Source organism: Caulobacter sp. CCUG 60055, from assembly GCF_022750545.1.
Classification (GTDB): domain Bacteria; phylum Pseudomonadota; class Alphaproteobacteria; order Caulobacterales; family Caulobacteraceae; genus PUIC01.
Genome location: NZ_PUIC01000003.1, coordinates 109,885 through 134,898, shown reverse-complemented (window position 1 = coordinate 134,898; position 25,014 = coordinate 109,885). Strand labels below are relative to the sequence as shown.

General features: G+C 70.1%; 26 protein-coding genes. 8 read left to right on the top strand and 18 right to left on the bottom strand.

What is annotated here, in order from left to right:
• Positions 1–177 precede the first annotated feature (177 nt).
• Positions 178–525, top strand: a complete 348-nt coding sequence (locus tag C5708_RS05700; protein ID WP_242918763.1) for a DUF2794 domain-containing protein — start codon at positions 178–180, stop codon at positions 523–525.
• An 82-nt stretch (positions 526–607) separates the two neighbouring features.
• Here the strand turns inward: C5708_RS05700 and C5708_RS05695 are convergent, their stop codons facing one another.
• A complete protein-coding gene (locus tag C5708_RS05695) occupies positions 608–1,354 on the bottom strand; it encodes a Bax inhibitor-1/YccA family protein (protein ID WP_242918761.1) in 747 nt (248 codons plus the stop codon).
• Between the two features lie 163 nt (positions 1,355–1,517).
• Here C5708_RS05695 and C5708_RS05690 point away from each other — a divergent pair, with 163 nt between their 5' ends.
• Genes C5708_RS05690 through C5708_RS05680 form a run of 3 tightly spaced genes read left to right on the top strand, consistent with a single transcriptional unit; the run spans position 1,518 to position 3,595 of the window.
• Complete coding sequence (locus tag C5708_RS05690; protein ID WP_242918759.1) at positions 1,518–2,558, top strand: aldo/keto reductase; 1,041 nt, start codon at positions 1,518–1,520, stop codon at positions 2,556–2,558.
• 52 nt (positions 2,559–2,610) lie between these two features.
• Positions 2,611–3,147, top strand: coding sequence for an RNA 2',3'-cyclic phosphodiesterase (gene thpR, locus C5708_RS05685; protein ID WP_242918757.1), 537 nt, complete (start codon positions 2,611–2,613; stop codon positions 3,145–3,147).
• A gap of 7 nt (positions 3,148–3,154) precedes the next feature.
• Entirely contained in the window at positions 3,155–3,595 is a 441-nt protein-coding gene (locus tag C5708_RS05680; RefSeq protein WP_242918755.1) for a DUF488 domain-containing protein, read from the top strand.
• Positions 3,596–3,709: 114 nt separating this feature from the next.
• Here the strand turns inward: C5708_RS05680 and pnp are convergent, their stop codons facing one another.
• The 9 genes from pnp to C5708_RS05635 all read right to left on the bottom strand — a co-directional run bounded on the left by pnp (position 3,710) and on the right by C5708_RS05635 (position 11,770).
• Complete coding sequence (gene pnp / locus C5708_RS05675) at positions 3,710–5,863, bottom strand: polyribonucleotide nucleotidyltransferase (RefSeq protein WP_242918753.1); 2,154 nt, start codon at positions 5,861–5,863, stop codon at positions 3,710–3,712.
• Between the two features lie 243 nt (positions 5,864–6,106).
• Positions 6,107–6,376, bottom strand: coding sequence for a 30S ribosomal protein S15 (rpsO, locus tag C5708_RS05670; RefSeq protein ID WP_242918745.1), 270 nt, complete (start codon positions 6,374–6,376; stop codon positions 6,107–6,109).
• Positions 6,377–6,393: 17 nt separating this feature from the next.
• Positions 6,394–7,323: a tRNA pseudouridine(55) synthase TruB gene (gene truB, locus C5708_RS05665; RefSeq protein ID WP_242918743.1), complete on the bottom strand. Its 930-nt coding sequence runs from the start codon at positions 7,321–7,323 to the stop codon at positions 6,394–6,396.
• Entirely contained in the window at positions 7,323–7,769 is a 447-nt protein-coding gene (gene rbfA, locus C5708_RS05660) for a 30S ribosome-binding factor RbfA (RefSeq protein ID WP_242918741.1), read from the bottom strand. The genes truB and rbfA overlap by 1 nt, the downstream gene beginning before the upstream one ends.
• A 136-nt stretch (positions 7,770–7,905) precedes the next feature.
• Positions 7,906–8,451: a DUF2939 domain-containing protein gene (locus tag C5708_RS05655; protein ID WP_242918739.1), complete on the bottom strand. Its 546-nt coding sequence runs from the start codon at positions 8,449–8,451 to the stop codon at positions 7,906–7,908.
• A gap of 59 nt (positions 8,452–8,510) precedes the next feature.
• Positions 8,511–9,335, bottom strand: coding sequence for a dienelactone hydrolase family protein (locus tag C5708_RS05650; RefSeq protein ID WP_242918737.1), 825 nt, complete (start codon positions 9,333–9,335; stop codon positions 8,511–8,513).
• Positions 9,336–9,382: 47 nt separating this feature from the next.
• Positions 9,383–9,952, bottom strand: coding sequence for a hypothetical protein (locus C5708_RS05645; RefSeq protein WP_242918735.1), 570 nt, complete (start codon positions 9,950–9,952; stop codon positions 9,383–9,385).
• A 1,070-nt stretch (positions 9,953–11,022) separates the two neighbouring features.
• On the bottom strand, positions 11,023–11,346 hold the full coding sequence (locus C5708_RS05640) for a hypothetical protein (RefSeq protein ID WP_242918734.1): 324 nt from the start codon (positions 11,344–11,346) through the stop codon (positions 11,023–11,025).
• Positions 11,347–11,563: 217 nt separating this feature from the next.
• A complete protein-coding gene (locus C5708_RS05635; RefSeq protein WP_242919640.1) occupies positions 11,564–11,770 on the bottom strand; it encodes a helix-turn-helix transcriptional regulator in 207 nt (68 codons plus the stop codon).
• 337 nt (positions 11,771–12,107) lie between these two features.
• Here C5708_RS05635 and C5708_RS05630 point away from each other — a divergent pair, with 337 nt between their 5' ends.
• A complete protein-coding gene (locus C5708_RS05630; protein ID WP_242918732.1) occupies positions 12,108–12,272 on the top strand; it encodes a hypothetical protein in 165 nt (54 codons plus the stop codon).
• Between the two features lie 151 nt (positions 12,273–12,423).
• Here C5708_RS05630 and infB read toward each other — a convergent pair whose 3' ends face one another.
• From infB to trmB, 6 genes are all read right to left on the bottom strand, one after another.
• Positions 12,424–15,480 (bottom strand): translation initiation factor IF-2, encoded by a 3,057-nt coding sequence (gene infB / locus C5708_RS05625; RefSeq protein ID WP_242918730.1) that lies wholly within the window; start codon positions 15,478–15,480, stop codon positions 12,424–12,426.
• Between the two features lie 103 nt (positions 15,481–15,583).
• Positions 15,584–16,225 (bottom strand): RNA-binding protein, encoded by a 642-nt coding sequence (locus C5708_RS05620; protein ID WP_242918728.1) that lies wholly within the window; start codon positions 16,223–16,225, stop codon positions 15,584–15,586.
• Between the two features lie 69 nt (positions 16,226–16,294).
• Entirely contained in the window at positions 16,295–18,007 is a 1,713-nt protein-coding gene (nusA, locus tag C5708_RS05615) for a transcription termination factor NusA (protein WP_242918726.1), read from the bottom strand.
• Between the two features lie 2 nt (positions 18,008–18,009).
• Positions 18,010–18,561, bottom strand: coding sequence for a ribosome maturation factor RimP (gene rimP, locus C5708_RS05610; protein ID WP_242918724.1), 552 nt, complete (start codon positions 18,559–18,561; stop codon positions 18,010–18,012).
• A 145-nt stretch (positions 18,562–18,706) separates the two neighbouring features.
• On the bottom strand, positions 18,707–18,931 hold the full coding sequence (locus C5708_RS05605; protein WP_242918722.1) for a hypothetical protein: 225 nt from the start codon (positions 18,929–18,931) through the stop codon (positions 18,707–18,709).
• A gap of 147 nt (positions 18,932–19,078) precedes the next feature.
• On the bottom strand, positions 19,079–19,777 hold the full coding sequence (gene trmB, locus C5708_RS05600; RefSeq protein WP_242918720.1) for a tRNA (guanosine(46)-N7)-methyltransferase TrmB: 699 nt from the start codon (positions 19,775–19,777) through the stop codon (positions 19,079–19,081).
• 129 nt (positions 19,778–19,906) lie between these two features.
• Here trmB and C5708_RS05595 point away from each other — a divergent pair, with 129 nt between their 5' ends.
• Complete coding sequence (locus C5708_RS05595) at positions 19,907–20,596, top strand: glycosyltransferase family protein (protein ID WP_242918718.1); 690 nt, start codon at positions 19,907–19,909, stop codon at positions 20,594–20,596.
• The gene (locus C5708_RS05590; RefSeq protein WP_242918716.1) at positions 20,593–21,360 is read left to right on the top strand and encodes a M48 family metallopeptidase; all 768 of its coding nucleotides are present in this window, start codon (positions 20,593–20,595) and stop codon (positions 21,358–21,360) included. The genes C5708_RS05595 and C5708_RS05590 overlap by 4 nt, the downstream gene beginning before the upstream one ends.
• Before the next feature lie 7 nt (positions 21,361–21,367).
• Here C5708_RS05590 and C5708_RS05585 read toward each other — a convergent pair whose 3' ends face one another.
• Complete coding sequence (locus C5708_RS05585) at positions 21,368–22,354, bottom strand: nitrilase family protein (protein WP_242918714.1); 987 nt, start codon at positions 22,352–22,354, stop codon at positions 21,368–21,370.
• A gap of 117 nt (positions 22,355–22,471) precedes the next feature.
• Positions 22,472–24,466, bottom strand: coding sequence for a penicillin-binding protein 1A (locus C5708_RS05580; RefSeq protein ID WP_242918713.1), 1,995 nt, complete (start codon positions 24,464–24,466; stop codon positions 22,472–22,474).
• Positions 24,467–24,666: 200 nt separating this feature from the next.
• Between C5708_RS05580 and C5708_RS05575 the strand changes: the two genes are divergently transcribed.
• Positions 24,667–24,975, top strand: coding sequence for a hypothetical protein (locus C5708_RS05575; RefSeq protein WP_242918712.1), 309 nt, complete (start codon positions 24,667–24,669; stop codon positions 24,973–24,975).
• Positions 24,976–25,014: the final 39 nt, after the last annotated feature.

Sequence of the window (25,014 nt, the reverse complement as noted above, 5' to 3'; positions counted from 1 at the left end):
GTGTTAAAATGCTGGGCCAAACCGGCGGCGGCGAGACCGAATTAAGGTCATTTCATGACCCCAGATGAACGGATTCTCATAAAGATTAACAGCGTGGCGGTCTCGCCACGCCGACGACGCCGGGGCGGCGGCCGGCGATTTCCCATCGTCGGCGAACCGCGCTAGCCTGCGTGTCGCATGAGCTTGGAAGGGTCCGCCTCCGATCAGCCGGGCGGCGCCGTTTTCTTCGAACGGCGCGAACTCGATCGGCTGCTTCGTCTCTACGGCCGCATGGTGGCCGCGGGCGAGTGGCGCGACTACGCCATGGCCGGGCTGCGCGAGGCGGCGGTGTTCTGCGTTTTCCGCCGCTCGGGCGAGGCCCCCCTCTACCGGATCGAGAAGCGGCCGGGCCTGGCCCGTCGCCAGGGCGCCTGGTCGGTCATCGCCCAGGGCGGCCTGATCGTCCGCCGGGGCCATGAACTGGATCAGGTGTTGCGGGTGTTCGACCGCAAGGCCAACGGCGGCCTGTTCGCGGTGGTGGAGTAGGGGGCCGGCGAAGCAGCGGCCAGGAAAAAGCCCCGGCGGGGACCGCCGGGGCTTTGACATTCTCAGCTCGGGAGCGGCCGGCTTAGCGGCGGCTGCCCAGCAGCGACATCAGGAACTGGAACAGGTTGATGAAGTCCAGGTACAGGCTGAGCGCGCCGTAGTTGGTGGCCACGCCCATAGCCGCCTGGTCGCCGCCCAGCTGGTAGTAGGTCATCTTCAGGCGCTGGGTGTCGTAGGCGATCAGGCCCGCGAAGATCAGCACGCCGACGATGTTGATGATGAACTTGAGCGCCGACAGGTGCATGAACATGTTCACCAGCGAGGCGAGGATCAGGCCGACGAGGCCGATCATCAGGAAGCTGCCGAAGCCGGTCAGGTCCCGCTTGGTGGTGTAGCCCCACAGGCTGAGCGCGCCGAAGCCGGCGGCGGTGATCAGGAAGGTCATGAACACCGAGGCGCCGGTATAGGCCAGCACCCACACGCCGGACGAGGCGCCGATGGTGGCGACGATCGCCCAATAGAGGAAGCCGGAGGTGGCCGGGCTCGGATTGCGCATGGCGAACATCGAGACCAGGATGATGGCCAACGGCGCGAAGCGCAGGAGGGTGCCGAGCAGGGTGAAGCCGGCCAGGCGCCCATCGGGCGTCAGCACGTACAGCAGCTGGGTCACCGGCGGGAAGGCCGAGGTCGCATAGGCCAGGGCGGCCGACAGCAGCAGGCCGATCGCCACCTTGTTGTAGACGCCCAGCATGAAGGCGCGCAGCCCCGCGTCCACCGACATGTCGGCGCGGCCGGCGCTGACGGAATATCCGCGGTTGAAGTCGCTCATCTAAAACTTGCCCTTTGTCTCGCGCCCGGGAACGGACGCGCGTCAAATATCGGGGTCGGGGCGATCCGACGCAAGAGCGGACAAGATGACGGTTCCGTCAGGTTTCAATTTGTGGGCGGGCCGTCGATCCCTACACTAGGCGCGAACGAAGCGGGGACTGCTCATGCGTTATTCCGAACTGGGCCGCACCGGCCTGCAGGTCAGCCGCGTGTGCCTGGGCACCATGACCTGGGGCAGCCAGAACAGCGAGGCCGAGGCCCACGCCCAGATGGACTACGCCCTGGAGCGCGGGATCAACTTCTGGGACACGGCCGAGATGTACGCCTCGCCGCCCACGCCGGAGACGCAGGGCTCGACCGAGCGCTACATCGGCTCGTGGTTCGCCAAGAGCGGCAAGCGCGACCAGGTGGTGCTGGCCTCCAAGGTCGCCGGCCGCTCGCCGATGGCCTGGACCCGCGACAACGACCCGATCACCCGCCAGACCCGCGCCCAGATCGACGAGGCGGTGGAGAAGTCGCTGAAGCGGCTGCAGACCGACTATATCGACCTCTACCAGCTGCACTGGCCCGACCGCGCCATCCGCGTGTTCGGCGGCATGACCTTCCACGACTACGCCCAGGACTTCGAGCCGTTCGAGGCGATCCTGGAGGCCCTCGACGCCCATGTGAAGAAGGGCAATATCCGCCATGTCGGCGTGTCGAACGAAAGCCCCTGGGGGGTGATGCGGTTCGTCGCCGAGGCCGAGAAGCGCGGCCTGCCGCGCATCGCCTCGATCCAGAACGCCTATCATCTGGTCAACCGCACCTTCGAATACGGCCTGGCCGAGATCGCCCTGCGCGAGCAGGTCGGCCTCCTGGCCTATTCGCCCCTGGCCCAGGGCTTCCTGACCGGCAAGTACCAGAAGGGCGCCCTGCCGGCCGGCTCGCGCAAGGCGCTCTACAACCGCGGCCAGCGGTACGAGGGGCCCGGCGCGGAGCGGGCGATCCAGGGCTATCTCGACCTCGCCGCCGCGCAGGGGATCAGCCCGGTGCAGCTGGCGCTCAAGTTCGTCGACACCCGGCCCTGGACCACCTCGACCATCATCGGCGCCACCACCATGGCGCAGCTCAAGGACGACATCGACGCCTTCGACCTCGACTGGAGCGAGGCGCTGGAGGCGGCGGTGGACGCCCTGCACGTCCAGCAGCCGAACCCCTGTCCGTAGGATCCCGTTCCGAGGACTCCCTCTCCCGCTCACCCCAGCCGAGGGCCGCGTCATGATCCGCTTGTTCGCCGCCATCCATGTCCCCGAGGAGATCGGCGAAGGGCTGCTCGGCCGCCAGCATGGCGTCCAGGGCGCGCGCTGGCGGCCTCTGGAGGCGTTTCACATCACCCTGCGGTTCTTCGGCGACGTCGCCGAGAACGTCGCCGCCGACCTCGACGCCGAGTTGTCGACGGTGTCGGGCGAGCCGCTGGACCTGTCGCTCGACGGCGCCGGCTGTTTCGGCGAGGGCGCGGACATCCACGCCGTCTGGGCCGGGGTGGCCGAGGACGCGGGCCTGCGCCGCCTGGCCAGGGCCTGCGAGACGGCCGCCCGCCGGGCCGGGCTCAAGCCCGAGACCCGCAACTACAATCCGCACGTGACCATGGCCTATCTGCGCCGGCCCGATCCGGCCCAGGTCGCCGCCTGGATCCAGGGCAACAACCTGCTGCGCTCACCGCCCTTCCGCGTCGCCGCCTTCGGCCTCTATTCGAGCTGGATGGGCGAGGACGGCTCGCGCTACCGTCTGGAGCGGGACTACCCGCTGAGCTGAGGCCGCCATGACGCTGTTCACCATAGGCTTCACCCAATCGACGGCCGAGGACTTCTTCGGCCGGCTCGAGGGCGCGGGCGTCCGGCGGCTGATCGACGTGCGCCTGTCCAACACCTCGCAGCTGGCCGGCTTCGCCAAGACGCCGGACCTGGCCTTCTTCGCCCGCCGGGTCGCCGGCCTGGACTATGTGCACGCCCCCGACCTCGCGCCGGACGAGGCGTTGTTCGACGCCTTCAAGAAGAAGAAAAGCCTGTCCTGGGCCGATTTCTCACGCCGGTTCCTCGACCTGATGGCCGACCGCCACGTCGAGCGCGAATACGATCCCGGCCTGTTCGAGGCCGGCTGCCTGCTGTGCTCGGAGCATGAGGCGCACCATTGCCACCGCGCCCTGGTCGCCGGCTATCTCAACGACGCCTGGGGCGGCGGGCTGACGGTGCGGCACCTGTAGCCAGCCGCCGTCTTCCCGGACCGGCGGCTCGCCGCGGCCGGGACGCCGAAAACGCAAAACGGGCGGCCCCTCGCGGAGCCGCCCGTCGCCGATCTACGGATCGGAAGCGTCGCCTCAGGTGGCGACGGCTTCTTCCGGCTTGATCTCTTCCTTCTTGGTCAGGTCTTCGCCGGTCTCCTGGTCGACGACCTTCATCGACAGCTTGGTCTTGCCGCGATCGTCGAAGCCCATGAGCTTGACCTTGACGATCTGGCCCTCGGTCAGCACGTCCGAGGTCTTGGCGACCTTTTCCTTGCTGATCTGGCTGATGTGGACCAGGCCGTCCTTGGCGCCGAAGAAGTTCACGAAGGCGCCGAAGTCGACCACCTTGACGACCTTGCCGTCATAGATGGCGCCGACTTCCGGCTCCGAGGTGATCGACTTGATCCAGTCGATGGCCGCCTTGATCTTGGCGCCGTCCGAGGCCGAGACCTTGACCACGCCGGTGTCCTGGATGTCGACCTTGGCGCCGGTCTTTTCCACGATCTCGCGGATGACCTTGCCGCCGGTGCCGATCACTTCGCGGATCTTGTCGGTGGGGATCTGGATGGTCTCGATCTTCGGGGCGTACTCGCCGATCTCGGCGCGGGCGCCGTCGATCGCCTTGTTCATCTCGCCGAGGATGTGCATGCGCCCGGCCTGGGCCTGACCCAGGGCCTTCTTCATGATCTCCTCGGTGATGCCGGGGATCTTGATGTCCATCTGCAGCGAGGTGATGCCGTCGGCGGTGCCGGCGACCTTGAAGTCCATGTCGCCCAGGTGGTCTTCGTCGCCCAGGATGTCCGACAGCACCACATAGCCGTCCTTCTCCAGGATCAGGCCCATGGCGATGCCCGAGACCGGCTTCTGCAGCGGCACGCCCGCGTCCATCAGCGCCAGCGACGAGCCGCAGACCGTGGCCATCGACGACGAGCCGTTGGACTCGGTGATCTCCGACACCAGGCGGATGGTGTAGGGGAAGTCGGTCTTGGCCGGCAGCATCGGCCGGATCGCGCGCCAGGCCAGCTTGCCGTGGCCGATTTCGCGGCGGCCTGGCGAGCCCATGCGGCCCGTCTCACCCACCGAATAGGGGGGGAAGTTGTAGTGCAGCAGGAAGTTTTCCTTGTAGGTGCCTTCCAGCGCGTCGATCCACTGCTCGTCGTCGCCGGTGCCCAGGGTGGCCACGACCAGGGCCTGGGTCTCGCCGCGGGTGAACAGGGCCGAGCCGTGGGCGCGCGGCAGGACGCCGACTTCCGACACGATCGGACGCACCTTGTCGACCGGGCGGCCGTCGATGCGCACGCCGGTCTCCAGCACGTCGCGGCGCAGGACCGAGGCTTCGCATTCCTTGAAGGCCGCGCCGAACTTCAGGCTGTCATAGCCGTCCGGGTTGGTCTCGGACTTCAGCAGCGCCTCGCCGGCCTTGGCCTTGGCGGCGCTGAGCGCGGCGTGGCGCTCCATCTTGGCGGTCAGCTTGTAGGCGGCCTTCAGGTCGGCGCCGACCAGGGCCTTGATCTTGTCTTCGAGCGGGGTCAGGTCTTCGGCGACGAAGTCCCAGGGCTCCTTGGCGGCGTGCTCGGCCAGTTCGATGATGGCGTCGATGACCGGCTGGAAGCCCTTGCTGGCGAAGATCACGCCGCCCAGCACCTGCTCTTCGGTCAGTTCCTGGATCTCGGACTCGACCATCATGACCGCGTCCTGGGTGCCGGCGACGACCAGGTCCATCTTGTTGGCTTCGCCAAGCTGGTCGAGGGTCGGGTTCAGCACGTACTCGCCGTCGATGAAGGCGACGCGGGCGGCGCCGATCGGGCCCATGAACGGCACGCCCGACAGGGTCAGGGCGGCGGAGGCGGCGACCATGGCGACGATGTCGGGATCGTTCTCGAGGTCGTGGCTGAGGACGGTGACGACGACCTGGGTCTCGTTCTTGAAGCCCTTGACGAACAGCGGGCGGATCGGACGGTCGATCAGGCGGGAGACCAGGGTCTCCTTTTCGCTCGGGCGGCCTTCGCGCTTGAAGAAGCCGCCGGGGATCTTGCCCGCGGCGAAGGTCTTCTCCTGGTAATTGACGGTCAGCGGGAAGAAGTCCACGCCGGGCTTGGGCGCGCGGGCGGCGACGACGGTCGCCAGCACGGTGGTCTCGCCATAGGTGGCCAGGACGGCGGCGTCGGCCTGACGCGCGATGCGGCCGGTTTCGAGGGTCAGCTTGCGGCCGGCCCACTCGATGCTTTTGCGTTTGATGTCGAACATTTCGGATCTTTCTCAGTCCGCGAGGCCCATTCCCCGCGGGGCGGACAGGGGCGGCCGGCCGGATCGGCGGGCGCGGAATCCTCATCCTTGCGACAGGCCGGCGAGGGTTTCAGGACCCCCGGCGGACGTTGCGGGCCGCATCCGCGGCCCTTCAAGTAAGCCGCCGCGCCCCTGGCCTGTCGCAGGCGGGCGGCGGGATAAGCGACGGGGCCCGAACGCCTGGCGTTCGGACCCCGTTTTGAACTAGCGGCGCAGACCCAGGGTTTCGATCAGGGCCTGGTAGCGGCCTTGGTCGGACTTCTTGAGGTGGTCGAGGAGCGACCGGCGCTGCGAGACCAGCTTGAGCAGGCCGCGGCGCGAGTGGTTGTCCTTCTTGTGGGTCTTGAAGTGTTCGGTCAGGTTGGCGATGCGCTCGGAGAGGATCGCGACCTGCACTTCGGCGGAACCCGTGTCGCCCGTCGAACGGGCGTGGGTGGTGATCAGTTCAGCCTTGCGGTCGGCCGTAATCGACATCGGGGTCTCCTAAAGAGTCAAAGGTTGAACACGCGGACGGGCGACAGTTGCCCGGCGCGCAGCTCGCAGATCGAAACCGCCTGTCCCCCTTGCGTCGCCAAAACGGTTCGGGACCCGCCTGTAAGGCAGGCCTTCAACGTTTCGACCTGTCTGGGAAGCAGAACGATCGCTCGACCTTGCGAGAGCCTGAAGGCGTCTTCCGTGGTCACGGCCAGCGCCGGGATGTCGTCCAGCGCGGTCTCGACCGGAAGCAAAGCCTCCAAACCGCGGCCCTTCTGGCACAAATCCTCCAGAAATTCCAGCGTTATCGCCCGATCCTCGTCGAACGGGCCGACCTGGGCCCGGCGCAGGGCCGACACGTGGCCGCAGGCGCCGAGCATGACGGCCAGGTCGCGGACGATCGAGCGGACATAGGTGCCCTTGCCGCAGGCGATCTCGATCTCGACATGATCGGCGTCGGGCTGGTCGATGACGCGGGCGTCGTGGATGGTCACCTTGCGGGCGGCCAGCTCGAACTCGACGCCCTCGCGGGCGAGGTCGTAGGCGCGCTCGCCGTCGACCTTGATGGCCGAAAAGGCTGGCGGGGCCTGGTCGATCTCGCCGACGAAGGCCGGCAGGACGGCCTCGACCTGTTCGCGCGTCGGGCGCACGTCGCTGGTCGCGGTGATCGCGCCCTCGCGGTCGAAGCTGGCCGTGGTCGTCCCCCACTCGATGGTGAAGCGGTAGGCCTTGTCGGCCTCGACCAGGTGGGCGACGGTCTTGGTCGCCTCGCCCAGGGCGATGGGCAGCACGCCGGTGGCCAGCGGGTCGAGGGTGCCGGCGTGGCCGGCCTTCTGGGCGTTGAACAGCCGCCGCACCCGGGTGACCGCGGTGGTCGAGCCCATGTCGTGCGGCTTGTCCAGCACCAGCCAGCCGCTGACCGCATCGCCCTTTCTGCGGCGGCCCATCAGTCCTGGGCCCCGTCCGGGTCGTCCTCGCGGGCGAGGTCGGCCCGCACGCGCGGGTCGTCGAACAGCCGGTTCATCTGGGCGGCGGCGTCGAAGCTCTCGTCGTGGACGAACTTCAGGTCGGGGGTGAACTTCATGTCGATGGCGTGGCCCAGCCGCCCGCGCAGGAAGCGGGCGACGCGGTTCAGCCCGCCGACCACCTCGTCGGCGCGGGCGCCGCCCAGCGGTTCGACGAAACAGACGGCGTGGCGCAGGTCGGGGCTCATGCGCACCTCGGTGACGGTGACCGAGACGCCGGCCAGGCTGGGGTCCTGCATCTCCTCCTCGCGGAGGATCTCGACCAGGGCGTGGCGGATCAGCTCGCCCGCGCGCAGCTGCCGCTGGCTGGGACCGGTGGGGGCGTCGCGGCGGCCGGAGCCGCGCGCGCCATGGGAATGACGCTTCATGGGAAGTCCTTATCGCCTGCCGGAGGGTCGAACGCCGGTGTCAGGCCGGAAAGGCCGGGCTTTTAGTGCGCGGCGCCGAAAAGGGAAAGCGATTTCGGCTCGCCCCGCCTGTCCGGCATGACGGCGCGGGTGTTCCTCAGAGCCCCTTGACCTTGGCCATGTCGGGGGCGACGGCGACCAGCCGCCAGGCGCCGCCTTCGTTGGCGAAGGTCATCAGGCAGGGCCCGTCGTTGCGGCGCTTGGCGCAGACCGTGCCGTCGCCCTGCGGCTTCAACGCCGCCGCCAGGGTCAGGCGGTCGGGGATCGGCTGGCCGGGGCGATAGCCGTAATATTCCGCCGCCGCGCGGAAGGTCTGCGGCCGGATCAGGGCTTCGCCGGCCAGGTCGGCCAGGGGCTGGGCGAAGGCCGCGCCCAGGGCCCGCATCGCGTCGCCGCCCTGGGCCTTCTGCGCGCGGTCGAGGATCTGCGTCTCCAGCTGGGCCTTCAGGGCCCGCTTGTCGACATGGGCGTCGAACGCCGCCTTGTCGTTGTCGCGGATGGCGACCAGCAGGGCGTGCACGTCGCCGGCCGCGTCGTAGCGCGCGGCGGTGGCGCAGCCGGACAGCGCCGCGCCGGCCGCCAGGGCGGCGGCCAAGGCGGCGGTCCGGGCGAGGGCCGGGACGGCGCGGGAAAACCGGGTCATGCTCGCCTCCGCAGCGGTGGAATCGTCGGGCGCACCTATCGCCCGGAGCCAAGGCGGCATCAAGGCGCCGGCGCGATGGCGTCCTGCGGGGCGGTGCGTTCCTTGAAGAAGGCGATCACCCGCCGCTCGGCCGTCTTGGTCGGCCCGTCGGGGTCGTCGTCGCGCAGGTTCAAGGTCAGCACCGAGTGCGGATGCTTCAGCCGCGGGTCGGGCCGCGCGTCGGCGGGGTCGATCTCGATGGCCTCGAACCGCTCGCCGAACGTGTCCTGCAGCGCCTGGAACCGGCCGTCGCGCACGAAGGGATCGCCGGTGAAGCGCAGGCCGATCATCGACAGGTCCTCCTCGGCCATGCGCCGGCGGGCGCAGCCGATCTCGGCCGCCGAGACGCCGATGGCCGCCGCGTTCTTGCCGCCCAGCGGCAGGGACGGCTGGGCCAGCACCGGGGCGACCACCGCCGGCTCGGTCATCATCGCCAGGGCGAAGTTGCCGGTGAAGCACATGCCCACCGCCCCGACGCCGCGCCCGCCGCATTCGGCGTGCAGCGCCCGCGCCAGCTCGCGCAGCCAGTCGACGATCGGGCTGGAGCGGTCGGCCGCCCACACGTCGAACTCGCGGCGGATGCAGATGGCCTTGAGGATGGTCCCCAGGCCATAGCCCAGGCTGGGCTCGCGCCCCGGCTCGCCGAACAGGCTGGGCAGGGCCACGGTCATGCCGGCCTCGGCCACCCGGTCGGCGAAGCGGACCACCAGCGGATGCAGGCCGGGCATCTCGTGGATGATGATCACCGCCGGCCCCTGGCCCCGGCGGAACACCGGCCGCGTCCAGCGGCCCGCCGCGTCGGTGAAGTCGGAACGCGCATACTCGGCCAGCGCGGCGTGATCCATCTGCGCCCCTCCCAAGGCTTTGGACGGGCAGCCTAACACCGCTCAGGTCAATTGGGCGTGCGAATAGAGTTGGGCGGCGGGGTCGGCGCGCGGTTCAGGTTCCCCAGGGCCTCCAGCGGCCATTCGCCGTGAAAGGTGAACTCCCAGGTGGCGCAGCGGCGGGCCTGGCCGGTGGCCGGGTCGAGGCCGATGGCGTGGATGCGCAGCGGCTCGCCCGCGCGCAGGCGGCCGAAGGCCAGCCAGCCCTTGGTCTTCACCCGGCAGGCGGCGCGGATGAAGGCCGGCCCGTCCTTGGCGTCGGTGACGAGGTAAAGGTCGCGCTCCTCGGCCCCCGGCTCCAGCACGGCCGCCAGACCGCCCTTGCCCAGGTCGCCGCCCGAGGCCGGCTTCAGCGCCGCCTCGCCCTGCGTGCCGGTCGACAGCACCCGCTCGACCCTCTGTCCCGTCAGGCCCTTCTCGAAGATGATGGTCAGGCCGTCATAGACGAAGGCGCGCGTCAGGTCGGAGGCGGCGTCGTAGGAATACATCTTGCGCGCGGCCTCGGCCCGGCCGCCGGCGAGGCCGGCCGCCAGCAGGACCGCCAGGGCGGCGGCCGTCGGCTTGAAGCGTGAGGTCATCGCACGATCCCATCCCTGTCGCCCCGCTTGATGGAGCCGAACGCGGGCGGGATCAAGGCGGGGAGGCGCGCCGCGCTTAAACGCTGCGCTCTTCCCGCAACGCGGACCTCTCCAAGGTCAACTAAGAGCCCGCTCCGGTCGTCGGACGGAGCCCACCGCTGACGTCCGAGATTACTGCGCGAAGCTACCCGGAAACGGACGGTCCCAAGGACCGCAAGGAGCCCTTAGCCGACCGCAACGCTCGACGCACCACGTCAAAGCAGCTTGGTCCCAGCTTGCGCTTCACGTCAACTGGGACGACGACCTTCGTAAGTCGCTTACCGCGCAGTTAGAGGGCCATGAGGCGCGCGCCTCCATTGCGGGTCTGATCGTCCCGCCGGGCTACAGCGCGGACCGTTCTTCGCTCGACCAGTTGTTCGACGCTGACACCGTTCTCGCGCGGATGAGGGCGGAGAAGGAAGGCACCAGCATGAGTAGTTGGAGCGAACAAAGTCTCAGGCGGTTGCGGGCGATCTTGGCTGGTAAAAATCCTATGTTCGCGGGCGATGACGATGAAAATGAAGATGATCAGGCGTCTGAGGCTACGGCATAGGATCGCCCGTCATCCAGGGCTCCCAATTCGCTCGCCTATGTAAGAATATGAGGTGGCGTCGGCTGATTTGGAGGAGGGCGTAAAAGTCTTCTGATCGTGACAGAGCGACACCCATCAGGCCTCCGGCCGCCATTTCGTCCGCACGGCCCTCGATGTCGCTGGCGAACAGCTGACCAGTCATCCTGACCTTGAGGACGCCGAGCGACCGGAGGTCGACTCCGACACCAGTAACGTGCCGGGCTCGCCGCCGGCTGCCGAGACTATTCTGCGTAAGATCCGCGAATGCGCGGTGTTCGTGGCCGACCGCACCCCAGTAGCGACCACGCCGGGTGGCAAGAAGGTGGTCAATCCCAACGTGATGATGATGTCTGGAATCTGGAGCGATCCCAACGGCCGCAAGTGGCGCTGTCGGGCCCTCTGGAGCCGACGCTACGTTCGACGGGAAAGGGTGGTTGCGAGACATGCTGATCGAGATGATCTAGTCGCGCCAGAACCACACCTCAAACTCGACGCCGTCCTCGACAATCATCGTCCTGTAGCTCTCTTTAGCCCATTCAGCCGTGGTGTCAGCCCGCGCCGAAAGGTCGTCAGCCATACGATCAAGTTCTTCGCTACCGACATGGAAGCCCAGGTCCGATCTTGGCCACCGCCCATTGTCACAAGTCGCATCAATGGTTGAAACGGATAGACCGCGCGATCGGCCGAGTTCGATCAGGTCCATCATCTGCTCAAATGGCAGTGGCCCGGAGCCGTTTGCAGTGAGGGCGGCGGCCAAGGCGGCTTCGATCTGGTCCTGGGTCATTGTGCCAATCTAGACTGCCCAATGCAGCCAGCGCCAATATCCGCAACGGGTCGGGTTTCGCCATTAGCGCTGGCGACTGAATGTCCGGAATCTGGTGCGCCGCCAACGGCAGCTCGTGGCGCAACGCGGCCTTCGTCAGCCCGTGGAGGGCGAACACGCCTGTCTGGGGAGATCGGCCTTCCCCCTGGTGGATATCCTGCCAAGCCGTGACGACGGTTTAAGCCTTCAACCGCACGCCGGGGCCGCCGTCGGCGTCTGGTCCGATGAAGATGACGCCGCCTTCTTCCAACGTGGCCTGGATGCGATGGAGATTGGCCGCGAGTATGCCGCCTCGCCCCGTCTCGAACCGAAGGATCGTGGAATCGGCCACTCCGGAGCGCTGAGCGAGTTCGCGAACGCTTATGCCAAGGGCTGCACGAGCCATTCGGACTTGCGGCGCGACGATCATCTGAACGAAATTCTTCCTTAGGTGGCGGAATTTCGTTGACTTGGTCGGCGAAATTCGTTTCAGTTTAGCGGCATTCCTTTTGAACACCAGCCGGCCGCTGCAGCGGCCGGACCGAGCGCTTGCGCCGGGAGCCCCCGCATGGCCGAAGACGAGGTTGATGCAGATCGCGGGCGCGTCCCGGCGAGCTGGCCCGGCGAGGGCTCGATCGGCTTTCGCCGTACGGGTCTGACGATCCACCGTTTCGCGGCTGGATGGCCCGCTCCCGCCGCCCTTCCAAGCTTCCACCTTCCCGCCCGTGACCGGAGACCGCGCCTTGGCCAAACGATCCCGCATCTCGCCGCCCGCCGACGGCGCCGATCCGGAGCGGCGGGCCGAGGACGAGCTCGCCGGCCTGGTCGCCGCCTACCGCTCGATCAAGAGCCCCGCCGTTCGCCGCTCCGTCCTGCGCCTCATCCGCGCCGCCGCCGGCGACGACTAGCAGGGCGCCTGGCGGCCAAGGTCGCGGATCGGCGGGGCGGGGCGCCCCCGTCCGTTCCTGGGGCCGTGGCGAGGGCGCGGCCGCACGCGGCGAACGAAAAAGGCGCGGGCCTTGCGGTCCGCGCCTTCTTTCGTCGTCTTGATCGGATCGCCTAGAGCGACCGCTGCACCGTCTCGACGGTGAAGCACTCGATGGTGTCGCCGACCTTGATGTCCTGGAAGCCCTGGAACGCCATGCCGCATTCCTGGCCCGAGGGCACCTCGTTGACCTCGTCCTTGAAGCGCTTGAGCGTCTGCAGCGTGCCCAGCTCCAGCACCACCACGCCGTCGCGGACGATGCGGACCTTGGCGCCCTTGCGGACCGAGCCCTCGGTGACCTTGCAGCCGGCGACCTTGCCGACCTTGGTGATGTCGAACACCTCGAGCACCTCGGCGTTGCCGAGGAAGGTTTCGCGCAGCAGCGGCGACAGCATGCCGGACATCACCGACTTAATGTCGTCGAGCAGGTCGTAGATGATCGCATAGTAGCGGATCTCGACGCCCTCGCGCTCGGCCAGTTCGCGCGCCTGCTTGGAGGCGCGGACGTTGAAGCCGAGGATCGGCGCGCCGGCGCCCTTGGCCAGCAGCACGTCGCTCTCGTTGATGGCGCCGGCGCCCGAGGCGATGATCCGCGCGCGGACCTCGTCGGTGCCCAGCTTGTCGAGCGAGGTGACGATGGCCTCGGCCGAACCCTGCACGTCGGCCTTGATGATCAGCGCCAGTTCGCTGACCTTCTTGTCCTGCAGCTTGGCCATCATGTCGGCCAGCGACACGCCGGCGGCCACCGGGTTGACCGAGGTCTTGTTGCGCTTCTGGCGGATGCGGTACTCGGTCAGCTCGCGGGCGCGGGCTTCGTTCTCGACCACGGCCATGGCTTCGCCGGGCGAGGGCGCGCCGTCGAGGCCCAGCACCTCCACCGGCTCGGACGGGCCGGCCTGCGCCACCTGCTCGTCGCGCTCGTTGATCAGGGCGCGCACGCGGCCCCAGTTCGAGCCGGCGACGACGATGTCGCCGCGCTTGAGCGTGCCGCGCTTGACCAGCACGGTGGCCACGGCGCCGCGGCCCTTGTCGAGCTTGGCCTCGATGACCACGCCCTCGGCCGTGCGGTCGGGGTTGGCCTTGAGGTCCATGATCTCGGCCTGGACCAGGATGGCGTCGATCAGCTTGTCGAGGCCGATCTTCTTGGTGGCCGACACCTCGATCAACTGGGTGTCGCCGCCCAGGCTCTCGACCACGATCTCGTGCTGGAGCAGCTCGTTGACCACGCGGGTCGAGTCGGCGTCCGGCTTGTCGATCTTGTTGACCGCGATGATGATCGGGGCGTCCGCCGCCTTGGCGTGCTGGATGGCCTCGATCGTCTGGGGCATGACGCCGTCGTCGGCGGCCACCACCAGCACCACGATGTCGGTGACGTTGGCGCCGCGGGCGCGCATGGCGCTGAACGCGGCGTGGCCGGGCGTGTCGAGGAAGGTGACCCGCTGGCCGTCTTCCAGACGCACCTGATAGGCGCCGATGTGCTGGGTGATGCCGCCGTGCTCGCCCCCGGCCACGTCGGCCGAGCGCAGGGCGTCGAGCAGGCTGGTCTTGCCGTGGTCGACGTGGCCCATCACCGCCACGACCGGCGGACGCGGCAGCAGGTGGTCGTCATGGTCCTCGGCGTCGAGGAAGCCGGTTTCGACGTCGGATTCCGACACGCGGGTGACGTTGTGGCCGAACTCGGTGGCGATCAGCTCGGCGGTGTCGGCGTCGAGGACGTCGTTGACCTTGAGCATCATGCCCTGGCGCATCATGAACTTGATCACGTCCACGGCGCGGGTGGCCATGCGCTGCGACAGGTCCTGGACGGTGATGACGTCGGGAATGACCACGTCGCGGGCGACCTTCTGTTGTTCCTGGGCGCCGCCCCGGCGCTTTTCCTTCTCGCGTTCGCGGGCCCGGCGGACCGAGGCCAGCGAGCGCATGCGGTCGGCGGACTCGCCGTCGCCGGCCACGGCCTGGATGGTCAGACGACCTTCGCGGCGCTGGGGCGCGCCCTTGACCCGGCTGACGGCCTTGGGAGCCGGAGCGCCCTTGGCGCGCTTGATCGCGGCCTCGTCGTCGATCTCGGACGGACGGCGGTCCTTGCCGGCGCCCGGAGGGGCCTGGCGGGTGGCGCGTTGCACTTCCGGCGTCGCCGGCGCGGCGGCGGGCCGGGCGCCGGGGCCGCCGGGACGCGGGCCGCCCGGACGGGGGCCGGCGGGACGCGGCGCCAGGGCCGAATAGCGGACGGTCTCGCCGGCGCGCGGTGGACGGTCGCCCTGGGGACGGTCGCCTTGCGGGCGGTCGCCGCGGGGCCGGTCGCCGTCGCGCGGCGGGCGCTGGGTGTAGCCGCCCTCGCGCGGGGCGCGTTCGTTGCGGAACTCAGGACGCGGCCGGTCGCCTTCGCGCGGCGCGCGCTGGCCGAAGCTCGGCTGCGGGCGATAGGTGGTGGTCGAGCTGCGGTCGTCGCGACGGACGTCCTCGCGGCGCTGTTCGTAGCTGCGCTGCGGCGCGGCCGGGCGCGGGGCCTCGGCGCGCGGGGCTTCCGCACGGGGGGGCTCGGCCCGGGGCGCCTCGGCGCGCGGCGCGGCGGCCTGCGGGGCCGGAGCCTGAGCCGGGGCTTGGGCCTGGACGGGCGCTTGCGGCGCGGCGGCGACCGGCTGCGGCGCGGGGGCCGCGGGCTGGACCGGGGCGGGCGCCGGCTGGGCGGCGGCGCGCTCGGCGGCGGCCTTGGCCTCGGCCTCGCGGCGACGGCGCTCGTCCTCGGCGCGCACGCGCTCTTCCTGGTCGCGCCGTTCGGCGACCTGGCGCTCCTGCTGCTCGCGCGCCAGTTCGATGGCGCGCTGGCGGGCGCGAAGCTCGTCCTGCGACAGGCCGAGGTGCGATTGCGACGACGGCGCGGACGGCCGTTGCTGGCCGCCGCCCTGCGGGCGCGGCTCGGGACGGCGCTCGGCGTTCGACGGAGCGGCCAGGTTGACGCCGCCCTGCGGGCCGTCGACGCGGCGCCGCTTGGTCTCCACCACCACGGTCTTGGAGCGGCCGTGGCTGAAGCTCTGCTTCACCGTGCCCGCGCTGACCGCGCCCGCGCGCGGCTTCAGGGTCAACGGCGTCCGCCCGCCGGGGCGGTTTTCATTGTCGTTCGCGTCGCTCATCCGCTCGCTTTACATACCCGCCGCCCTCCGCGAAGGAGGCGGCTCACCTGAACAATCCATGTGCGAAAAGGGCCGCAGGCGACCGCAGATCGCCCCGCCCTTCTCAAGGCTCCTCGCGCCAACTCTCAGGAAGGAGCGGGCGGAAGCCCGAAAGCCGCTCGACGTCTGCCGTCCAGCGGTCGGAACCTCGCCCCGCAAGGAAGACGAGGTGTATCACATTATCCAGCCCTAAGGCCAAACCCAATTCGCCGGACGCGAAAACCCCCAGCAGACGGGGCGCGTTCGGGGCCCGGCGAGAGGCCTGCAACATCTTGCGCCGGCCGTCGGCCGCGCCGTCGCTGGCCTCGACCAGCCAGGCCGCCTTGCCCGCTTCGACCGCGGCGGAGGCCTTCTCGAAACCCCAGGTAAGATCGCCGGCGCGCCGCGCAAGGCCCAGGGCGTTTAGAACCCGTCGTAAAAGCAGCGCCTCGACCTGATCGGCCAGGTCGGCCGGCGCCGTCAGCTTGGTCTTGGCCGCGCGCGAGAACAGGCCCTTGCGGGCGGCCGTCTCGACCGAGGCGCGGTCGGCCGCGACCCAGAGCCCGCGACCCGGCAGCTTGCGGCCGAGGTCGGGAACCACGACCCCGTCGGGACCGGCGACGAAGCGGACGAGGCGAGCCTCGTCGGTCACCGCGCCGGTGACGATGTCGCGGCGCTCGCGGGAGGCCTGGGCGTGGGTTGCGGGAGCGGCTGGGACGCGGGTCATCCTTGTGATCGTCGATGTCGCCGTCCGCCCCGCCGGCCCGGGCCGGTCGAGGCGGAGCGCGAGACCGCCTTAGGCGTCCTCTCCGGCGGCCTGTTGGCCGACGGCATGGTCTTCGGCGGCTTCGCCTTCAACGGCTTCGCCCTCGGCGGCCTCGTCCTCGGCGTAGTCGAGGTCCTCGGCTTCCGGCTCGATCTCCGGCTCGGGCGGGGCCTCGACCCAGCCCATGATCACCCGGGCGCGCATGATCAGCGCCTCGGCGTCCTCGGCCGACAGGTTGAAGCTTTCGAGCACGCCGGGCTCGCGCACGCGCTCGCCGTTCTTGGTCTCGAACCAGCCGCGCAGGTCGTCGGGGATCAGGCCGGCGAAGTCCTCGACCGTCTTGATGTCGCCCTCGCCCAGGGCGACGGCCATCGGCAGGGTGACGCCCTCGATGTCGAGCACGCCGTCCTCGACGCCCAGGGCCTTGCGCTTGGCGTCGTACTCGGCGGCTTCCTTCTCGAGGAACTCGCGGGCGCGGGCCTGCAGCTCCTCGGCGGTGTCCTCGTCGAAGCCCTCGATGGCCGAGATTTCGTCCGCCTCGACATAGGCGATGTCCTCGACGGTGGCGAAGCCCTCGGTGACCAGCAGCTGGGCGATGACCTCGTCGACGTCCAGGGCTTCCTGGAACAGGGCGGTGCGCTCGGCGAACTCGCGCTGGCGGCGCTCGCTCTCCTGGCTTTCGGTCATGATGTCGATCTGCCAGCCGGACAGCTGGCTGGCCAGGCGCACGTTCTGGCCGCGGCGGCCGATGGCCAGCGACAGCTGCTCGTCGGGCACCACCACCTCGACGCGCTCGTCCTCCTCGTCCATCACCACCTTGGTGACTTCGGCCGGGGCCAGGGCGTTGACGATGAAGGTCGCTTCGTCGGGCGACCACTGGATGATGTCGATCTTCTCGCCCTGCAGCTCGGCGACCACCGCCTGGACGCGGCTGCCGCGCATGCCGACGCAGGCGCCGACCGGGTCGATCGAGCTGTCGTTCGACAGCACCGCCATCTTGGCGCGGCTGCCCGGGTCGCGGGCGACGGCGCGGATCTCGATGACGGCGTCGTAGACTTCCGGCACTTCCTGGGCGAACAGCTTGGCCATGAAGCCGCCGTGGGCCCGGCTGAGCATGATCTGCGGGCCCTTGGTCTCGCGACGGACGTCGTAGATGTAGGCGCGGCAGCGGTCGCCGATGTTGAAGTTCTCGCGCGGGATCGACTGGTCGCGGCGCATAATGCCTTCGCCGCGGCCCAGGTCGACGATGACGTTGCCGTACTCGACGCGCTTGACCACGCCGTTGACGATCTCGCCGACGCGATCCTTGTACTCTTCGTATTGACGCTCGCGCTCGGCCTCGCGGACCTTATGGGTGACCACCTGGCGGGCCATCTGGGTCTGGACCCGGCCGAACTCGAACGGCGGCAGCTCTTCTTCGTAGGTCTTGCCGACGAAAGCCTCGCGGTCGACCTTCAGCGCGTCCGACAGGGGCTGGTGGGCGTATTCGTTCTCGATCGTCTCGCCGGCGGCGGCGTCCGGGTCCTCGACCACGGTGACGACGCGCTTGAGGCTCTGTTCGCCGGTCTTGGGGTCGATCTTGACCCGGATGTCGTGCTCGGCGCCGTAGCGGGTGCGGGCGGCCTTCTGGATGGCCTCCTCGATCGCCTCGATGACGATCTCCTTCTCGATCCCCTTTTCACGGGCGACCGCGTCGGCGATCTGGAGCAGTTCAAGCCGGTTGGCCGCAATGCCGATGGCCATGGTCAGTCCTCTTCACTTTCGGACAAATCTTCGTTCGCCGCCGCGCGGGCGGCGCGTTGTTCGGCGCCTTTTTTCATCAGCTGGTCGGTCATGACCAGCTTGGCCTCGATGACCCAGGCGAAGGGGACGAGCGCGGTTTCCGCCTCGCCTTCCAGGTTGATGCAGACGTTGTCGCCCTCGATCCCGGCCAGTTCGCCGCGGAACCGCTTGCGCCCGTCGGCCAGGCGGTCGAGCTCCAGCCGCGCCTCGTAGCCCTCGAAGGTCTCGAAGTCCTTGAGCCGGGTCAGCGGCCGGTCGACGCCGGGCGAGGAGACCTCGAGCAGGTAGTCGCCCTTGATCGGGTCGGCGGCGTCCAGAACCTCGGACACCGCGCGCGACAGCTTGGCGCAATCCTCGACGTTCATCTCGCCGTCAGGACGTTCGGCCATCACCTGCAGGCGGCGCGACTGGGTGCCGCCCATCAGCCGCAGGCGGACGATCTCGTAGCCGGCGGCCTCGGCCACGGGGTCGAGCAGGTCGATCAGGCTGCGGTCTTCAGCTGTCTTTCCGCGCAAGTCTTTCAAAACCCAAGAAAAAAGCGGCGAACCCGAGGGTCGCCGCTCGAATGCGCCATCCAGCGCAATCGGACGATGTGACGCCTATATAGCGCGAATGGTCGGCGAGGGGAAGCCTCAGGCCGCCCGCTCGCCGACGACGGGATCAGGCCTCCTGGGCCGCCTCGTCTTCCTCTTCGCCGTCCTCGTCTTCCTCGTCGTTGGCGGCTTCGTCCTCGACGGCGAGGGCGTCGTCGTCTTCGTCCTCAAGGTCCTCGTCCTCGAGGTCTTCATCGTCATGGTCCTGGGCGTCGTCCTGCGCCTCGGCGGCGAGGTCGGCGTGATCCTCGACGGCGACGTCGAGATTGTCTTCGGCTTCGGTGGCGGACATGGCGTCGGCTCCTGGCGACCGATCCGGGCCGGGACGGCGCGGGTTCGGGCCAGGCAGGGTCAGGCTGGACGGCCGACCGTTTCGCGACGGGCATGCGAATTTTTAGCTAAATCCTCGCGATTCCGCGCCGCCGCGCCGGTCGGGCGTTCAGGTCCGCGCGAAATCGAAGAACACCGGGGCGCAGTCGCCCAGCTTCTTTTCCTCGTAGCGCGTCGTCACGTGGTCCGCGGGCGGGACCCGCCAGTCGTCGGCGGCCTCGGCCGTCCAGTGGAAGGCGGGCGAGGCGGTGAAGCGCTCCAGCGTCCAGTCGGCGTAGTCGGCCCAGTCGGTGGCGAAGCGCAGCCGGCCGCCCGGCTTGAGCACCCGCGCCAGCTCGGCCACGGTCTCGGCCTGGATCAGGCGGCGCTTGTGGTGCCGGGCCTTGGGCCAGGGGTCGGGGAACATGATGAACACCCGGTCCAGGCAGGCGTCCGGCAGGCGGGCCGTCAGGTCGCGGGCGTCGCCATGGTGGATGCGCACATTGGCCAGGCCCTGCTCCTCGACGTGGCGCACGGCGCTGGCGACGCCGTTGAGGAAGGGCTCGGCCCCGATCGCCAGCACGTCGGGCCGGCGGGCGGCCTGGGCCGCCATGTGCTCGCCGCCGCCGAAACCGATCTCCAGCCAGACCTCGGCCGCGTCCGGCGCCAGGCCGCGCGGGTCGAGCGGGCCCTCGGCGGGGACGGCGATCTGCGGCAGCAGGGTCTCCAGCAGGGCTTCCTGGCGCGGCTTGATCGGGCGCGACTTGATGCGGCCGTAGGAGCGCAGCGGGCCGTGGGGCTTTTGCCCGAAGGGCGGGGTGGCGGACATGGCGGGGCTTATAGCCGATATCTTCCCGGCGTCATCCTGGGGCGCGATCCCCAAGGCGCGGTCCCGGCGAGCGTCGGCCGCCGCGCGCGACGCTTTCCGCGACACGGCGCGGGATGCTAAGCCAGGACCATGATCCTCGCCGTCCTGCAGGCCCGCCTGTCTTCGACCCGCCTGCCGGGCAAGGTGATGCGGCCGTTGCTCGGCCGGCCGATGATCGAGCGCCAGATCGAGCGCCTGCGCCGGGCCGCGCGCATCGACCGGCTGGTGGTGGCCACCAGCGTCGAGGCCTCGGACGATCCCCTGGCCGCCTGGTGCGCCGCCTCGGGGGTCGAGGTCTTCCGGGGGCCGCTGGACGATGTGCTCGCCCGCTTCGCCGCCGCCGCCGAGGCGTTCGGCCCGGCCGACCCGGTGGTGCGCCTGACCGCCGATTGCCCGCTGGCCGATCCTGGCGTCATCGACGCCTGCATCGACCTGCACCTGCGCGACGGCGGCGACTACACCTCCAACGCCCTGACCCGCACCTATCCGGTCGGTCTCGACGTCGAGGTGGTCACGGCGCTGGCGCTGGCGACGGCGGCGCGGGAGGCGACCGACCCCTATGAGCGCGAGCACGTCATGCCGTTCCTCTATCGCCGGCCGCAGCGGTTCCGCATCGTCCAGCTGACCCAGGCCGAAAACCTCGGCGCGCTGCGCTGGACGGTCGACACCCCCGAGGACTTCGCCTTCGTCGAGGGCGTCTATGCGGCGCTCTATCCCGCCCGGCCGGACTTCGACACGGCCGACGTCCTCGCCCTCGCCGGCGCGCGGCGGACGGCATGATCAACCTGTTCGGGGCCCAGCGTTTCAACGACGGCGATCGTATCGAGATCGCCGGCGGGACGGTGCGGCTCAAGGTCAGCGGCCGCGCCCGGCGGGTGTCGCTGCGCCTGGACGTCGCCCGCCGCGAGGTGCTGGCCATCGCCCCCTCGGCGCGCCGGCTGGCCGAGGCCGTGGCCTTCGCCCGCGACCAGGCGGCGTGGATCGCCGCCCGCGTCGCCGAAATGCCCGGCCGGCCGGCCCTGGCGCCCGGCGCCGAGATCGCGGTGCTCGGCCGCCCGTGCCGCCTGGAGCACGAGCCGGGCCGGCTGCGCGCACGGCTGGTCGCGGCCTCGGCCGGGGCGCCGGCCCGGCTGATCGCCGGCGGCGAGGAAGAGGCCTACGCCCGCAGCGTCGTGCGCTGCCTGACCCTGGAGGCCCGCAGGGCCCTGGCCGAGCGCACCGCCGTGCACGCCGCCGCCCTGGGCCAGCCCATGCCGGTGGTGTCGATCATGGACGCCCGCGCCCGCTGGGGCTCGTGCAAGCCGCCGCGCGCCGCCGGTTTCGGCGCGGCGGCCGAGGTCGGCCGCATCCGCTATTCCTGGCGGCTGATCCTCAGCCCGTTCGAGGTGATGGACTATGTCGCCGCCCACGAATGCGCCCACCTGATCGAGGCCAACCACAGTCCGGCCTTCTGGGCGGTGGTGCGCGGCCTGATCGGCGACGAGCGCCCGCAGCGCGCCTGGCTCAAGGCCAACGGCGCGGCGCTGCACGCCTTCGGGGTCTGATCCCGACTCAGGCCGGCGGGTCGGGCGTCAGCACCGGCGCGGTCGAGAAGCGGGCCTCGCGCGGGTCCAGCTCATGGCCGAGCCGGCGGGTCAGCAGGCTGTAGAGTTCGGGCCGCCGCCCGCGGATCCAGCGCCGGCCGGTCGCGGTCGGCAAAAGGTCCAGGTCGAGGTCGGCGATGACCAGGGCCTCGTCCAGGGCGTCGGTCTCGGCCAGGACCCGGCCATAGGGGTCGAGGATCATGGCGTTGCCGGTCCGCACCTCGCCGTCGTCCTCGCCGACGCCGTTGCTGAACAGGATGAAGACGCCGTTGTCGTGGGCGCGGGCCGGCAGCCAGCGCATCAGCCAGCCGCGGCCCTTGTCGCCCTGGAACTCCGCCCGCAGGACGTCGGGGCGGACATGGCGCTCGCGCCACAGGGCCGGGTTGATGGGGCCCATGGCGTGCGGGCTGCGCGAGGCGGTCCCGCCGGTCTGGTGCGGGGCCAGGATGACGTCGGCGCCCAGCAGGGCGGTGGCCCGGGCGTTCTCGACGAGGTTGTTGTCCCAGCAGATCAGCACGCCGACGCGGACCCCGAACGGGGTGTCGAACACGGTGAAGGCGTCGCCGCTGCTGACGTGCGGGCTCTCGAAGGCGTGCAGCTTGCGGTGGCGATGCACGGCCCCGTCGGGGAGGGCGACGACATAGGTGTTGTAGAGCCGGCCGTCGGGGGCGGCCTCGATCAGGCCAGCGCCCACGGCCATACGATGGCGCTGGGCCAGCCGCAGCAGGGCCAGGCTCGACGGGCCGTCCGGAACCGGCTCGGCCAGGGCGCGCCAGCCGGCCTCGTCGAGGTTGCGGCAGTGCCAGTAGCCGGTGACGCACATTTCCGGAAAGGCGATCAGTTCGACGCCCGCCTTGGCCGCCTGGGCGGTCAGCCGGGCGACGACGCCCAGGTTGAAGACCTTGTCGCCGGGACGGTGCTGGAACTGGGTGGTGGCGCTGCGCAGCCGGGCCATGTCGCCTCTCGAAATCGCGGGTCGCGGCCGTCTCCATAGACCGGCCGCCGCGACCCGCGGCTTCAACAAGCGCTACCGATTGTTCCAGCTCCCCCGCGCGGGGGAGCGCCGGCCGGCTCAGTAGGGAATCTGCTGGGCCGCCGCGCCGCCGGCCGGCGGCGCGGCGGGCTGTGGCGAGGGCGGGGCGGTCCCGCCGTCGGCGGCCGGCTGTTCGGAATCGCCTCCGGCCGCCTGCTTGAGGATGTCGCCGATGGCGTCGGTCGGGGGCGGGGCGGCGACGTCGCCGCCGGGTATGGCCTGCACCTTCAGGCGCGGCAGGGCGGCGGCCATGAACAGGCGCCAGATCTCGGCCGGCGAGCTGCCGCCGGTGACGCTGCGCATCGGGGTGTTGTCGTCCTTGCCGGTCCACACCGCCGCCACGAAGCCGCCGGTGTAGCCGACGAACCAGGCGTCGCGATAATCGCTGGTGGTGCCGGTCTTGCCGGCCAGGTCGTAGCCGGGCACCCGCGCCCGGCCGCCGCTGCCGCTGACCAGCACCTGGCGCATCATCTGGATCATATAGCCGAGGGCCGGCTGGTTGATGACCTGCGGCCGGGCCTCCTTCTGGACGGCGTGATCGTAGAGCACCTTGCCGTCGGCGGTGCGCACGCGCTCGATGCCGTAGCCCCTGGCCAGCACGCCGCCGTTGGCGAACGGGGCGTAGGCCTGGGCCATCTGCAGGGGGCTGACCTCGACGGCGCCGAGGGCCATGGACGGGTCGGTCTGGATCTTCGAGGTGATCCCCAGCCGGCGGGCGGTGGCGGCGACGTTGGTGGTGCCGACCTGGTCGGCCAGCCGGGCGGCGACCGTGTTGATCGACTGGGCCAGCGCCGTCTGCAGGGTCATCGGGCCCAGGAAGCGGCCGGTGTAGTTGCGCGGCGACCAGCCGTTGATGGTCACCGGCTCGTCGACGACCATCTCGCTGGGCGTGTGGCCGTTCTCCATGGCGGTCAGGTAGACGAACGGCTTGAAGGCCGAGCCGGCCTGGCGCTGGGCGTCGGCGGCGCGGTCGAACTGGCTGTCGCCATAGTCGGCGCCGCCGAGATAGGCCCGCACGCGGCCCTCGCCGTCGAGGGCGACCAGCGAGGCCTGGCGCACGCCCTTGCTGGCGGAATCGCGGGCGACGATGGTGCGCACGGCGTTCTCGGCGCCCACCTGGATCGGCAGGTCGAGGGTGGTCTCGACGATCAGGTCGGCCTCGGGCTGGCCGACCATGGCCCGCACCTGCTCGTCGACCCAGTCGACGAAATAGCCGGCGTTCTGGTTGGCGACGTTGCGCGACACCCGCACCGGCTGCTTCAGCGCCTCGTCGCGCTGCGCGGCGGTGATGGCGCCGTTGGCGACCATCTGGTCGAGCACGATGGTGGCGCGCCGCTCGGCCCGCTCGGTGTTGTAGACCGGGCTGTAGCGCGACGGGCTCTTCATCAGGCCGACCAGCAGGGCGGTCTCGCCGACGGTCAGCCTGGAGGCCGGCTTGTTGAAATAGCGCTGCGCCGCCGCCTCGATGCCGTAGGCGCCGCCGCCGAAGTTCACCCGGTTCAGATAAAGGGCCAGGATCTCCTTCTTGGAATACTTGGTCTCCAGCCACACCGACAGCAAAAGCTCCTGGCCCTTGCGCCGCCAGGTCTGGCGGAAATTCAGGAACAGGTTGCGGGCCAGCTGCTGGGTGATGGTCGAGCCGCCGGCCAAGGGGCCGCTCTCGCGGCGCAGGTTGGACACCATCGCCCGGCTGATGCCGATCGGGTCGAAGCCGAAGTGGTAGTAGAACCGCTTGTCCTCGACGGCGACGAAGGCGGCTGGGACATAGGGCGGCAGTTCGTCGATCTTGACCGGCGGCGCGAACTGGCTGCCGCGCACCGCCAGCAGGGCGCCGGAGCGGTCGAGGTACGAGATCGAGGGCTGGCGCTTGACGTCCAGCGCCTTGGTGGTGTCGGGCAGATCCCAGGCGAACACGGCCAGCACCGCCACCAGGAAGATCAGAGCCCAGACGGTGAGCACCGCGCCCCAGTAGAACAAGGCCTGCAGCGGCGTGCGCCGTGGCTTGCCGCCGCCGGGGGTGGACCCGTTCGCCATGATCGTCATCGTCTCCGAACGTGGATTCGCCGCGCCCGCCCAGCACCGCTTGTCCGCTGTTTACTCAAACCGGAGAGGACGCGCGACAAGATTGACGAAAAGTGAACGCGGGCGCCGCGGGCATGACTTCGCCGCGCGGCGGCGCTATGGCTGGGCGGGCGTCGCCGTCCGTTCGCCGGCGGCGGGCTCGGAGACAGGACATGAACGTCAAAGGCTATGCGGCCGCCGCGGCCCTGCTGCTGGCCGGCTGCGCGACCGCCTCGGGGACCGACGGGTGGACCGGCGGCGATCCCAAGACCTTCGCCGCCGACGAGGCGGCCTGTCGCGACTCCTCGGCCTCGGTCGACCTGCGCCAGGCCGACGCCTATTCCAATCCGCAATACGGCGTGGTCGCCGCCCTGGCCGGCGCCCTCGACAACTCCAGCGTCAGGGGCGGCTCGTTCGGCAAGGCGCGCGAGGCGGTGTTCAACGCCTGCATGGCCAAGGCCGGCTGGCGCAAGGGCGGCTGATCCCCTTTGCCCCCGGGCGGGCGACGCTCCATAAGGAGT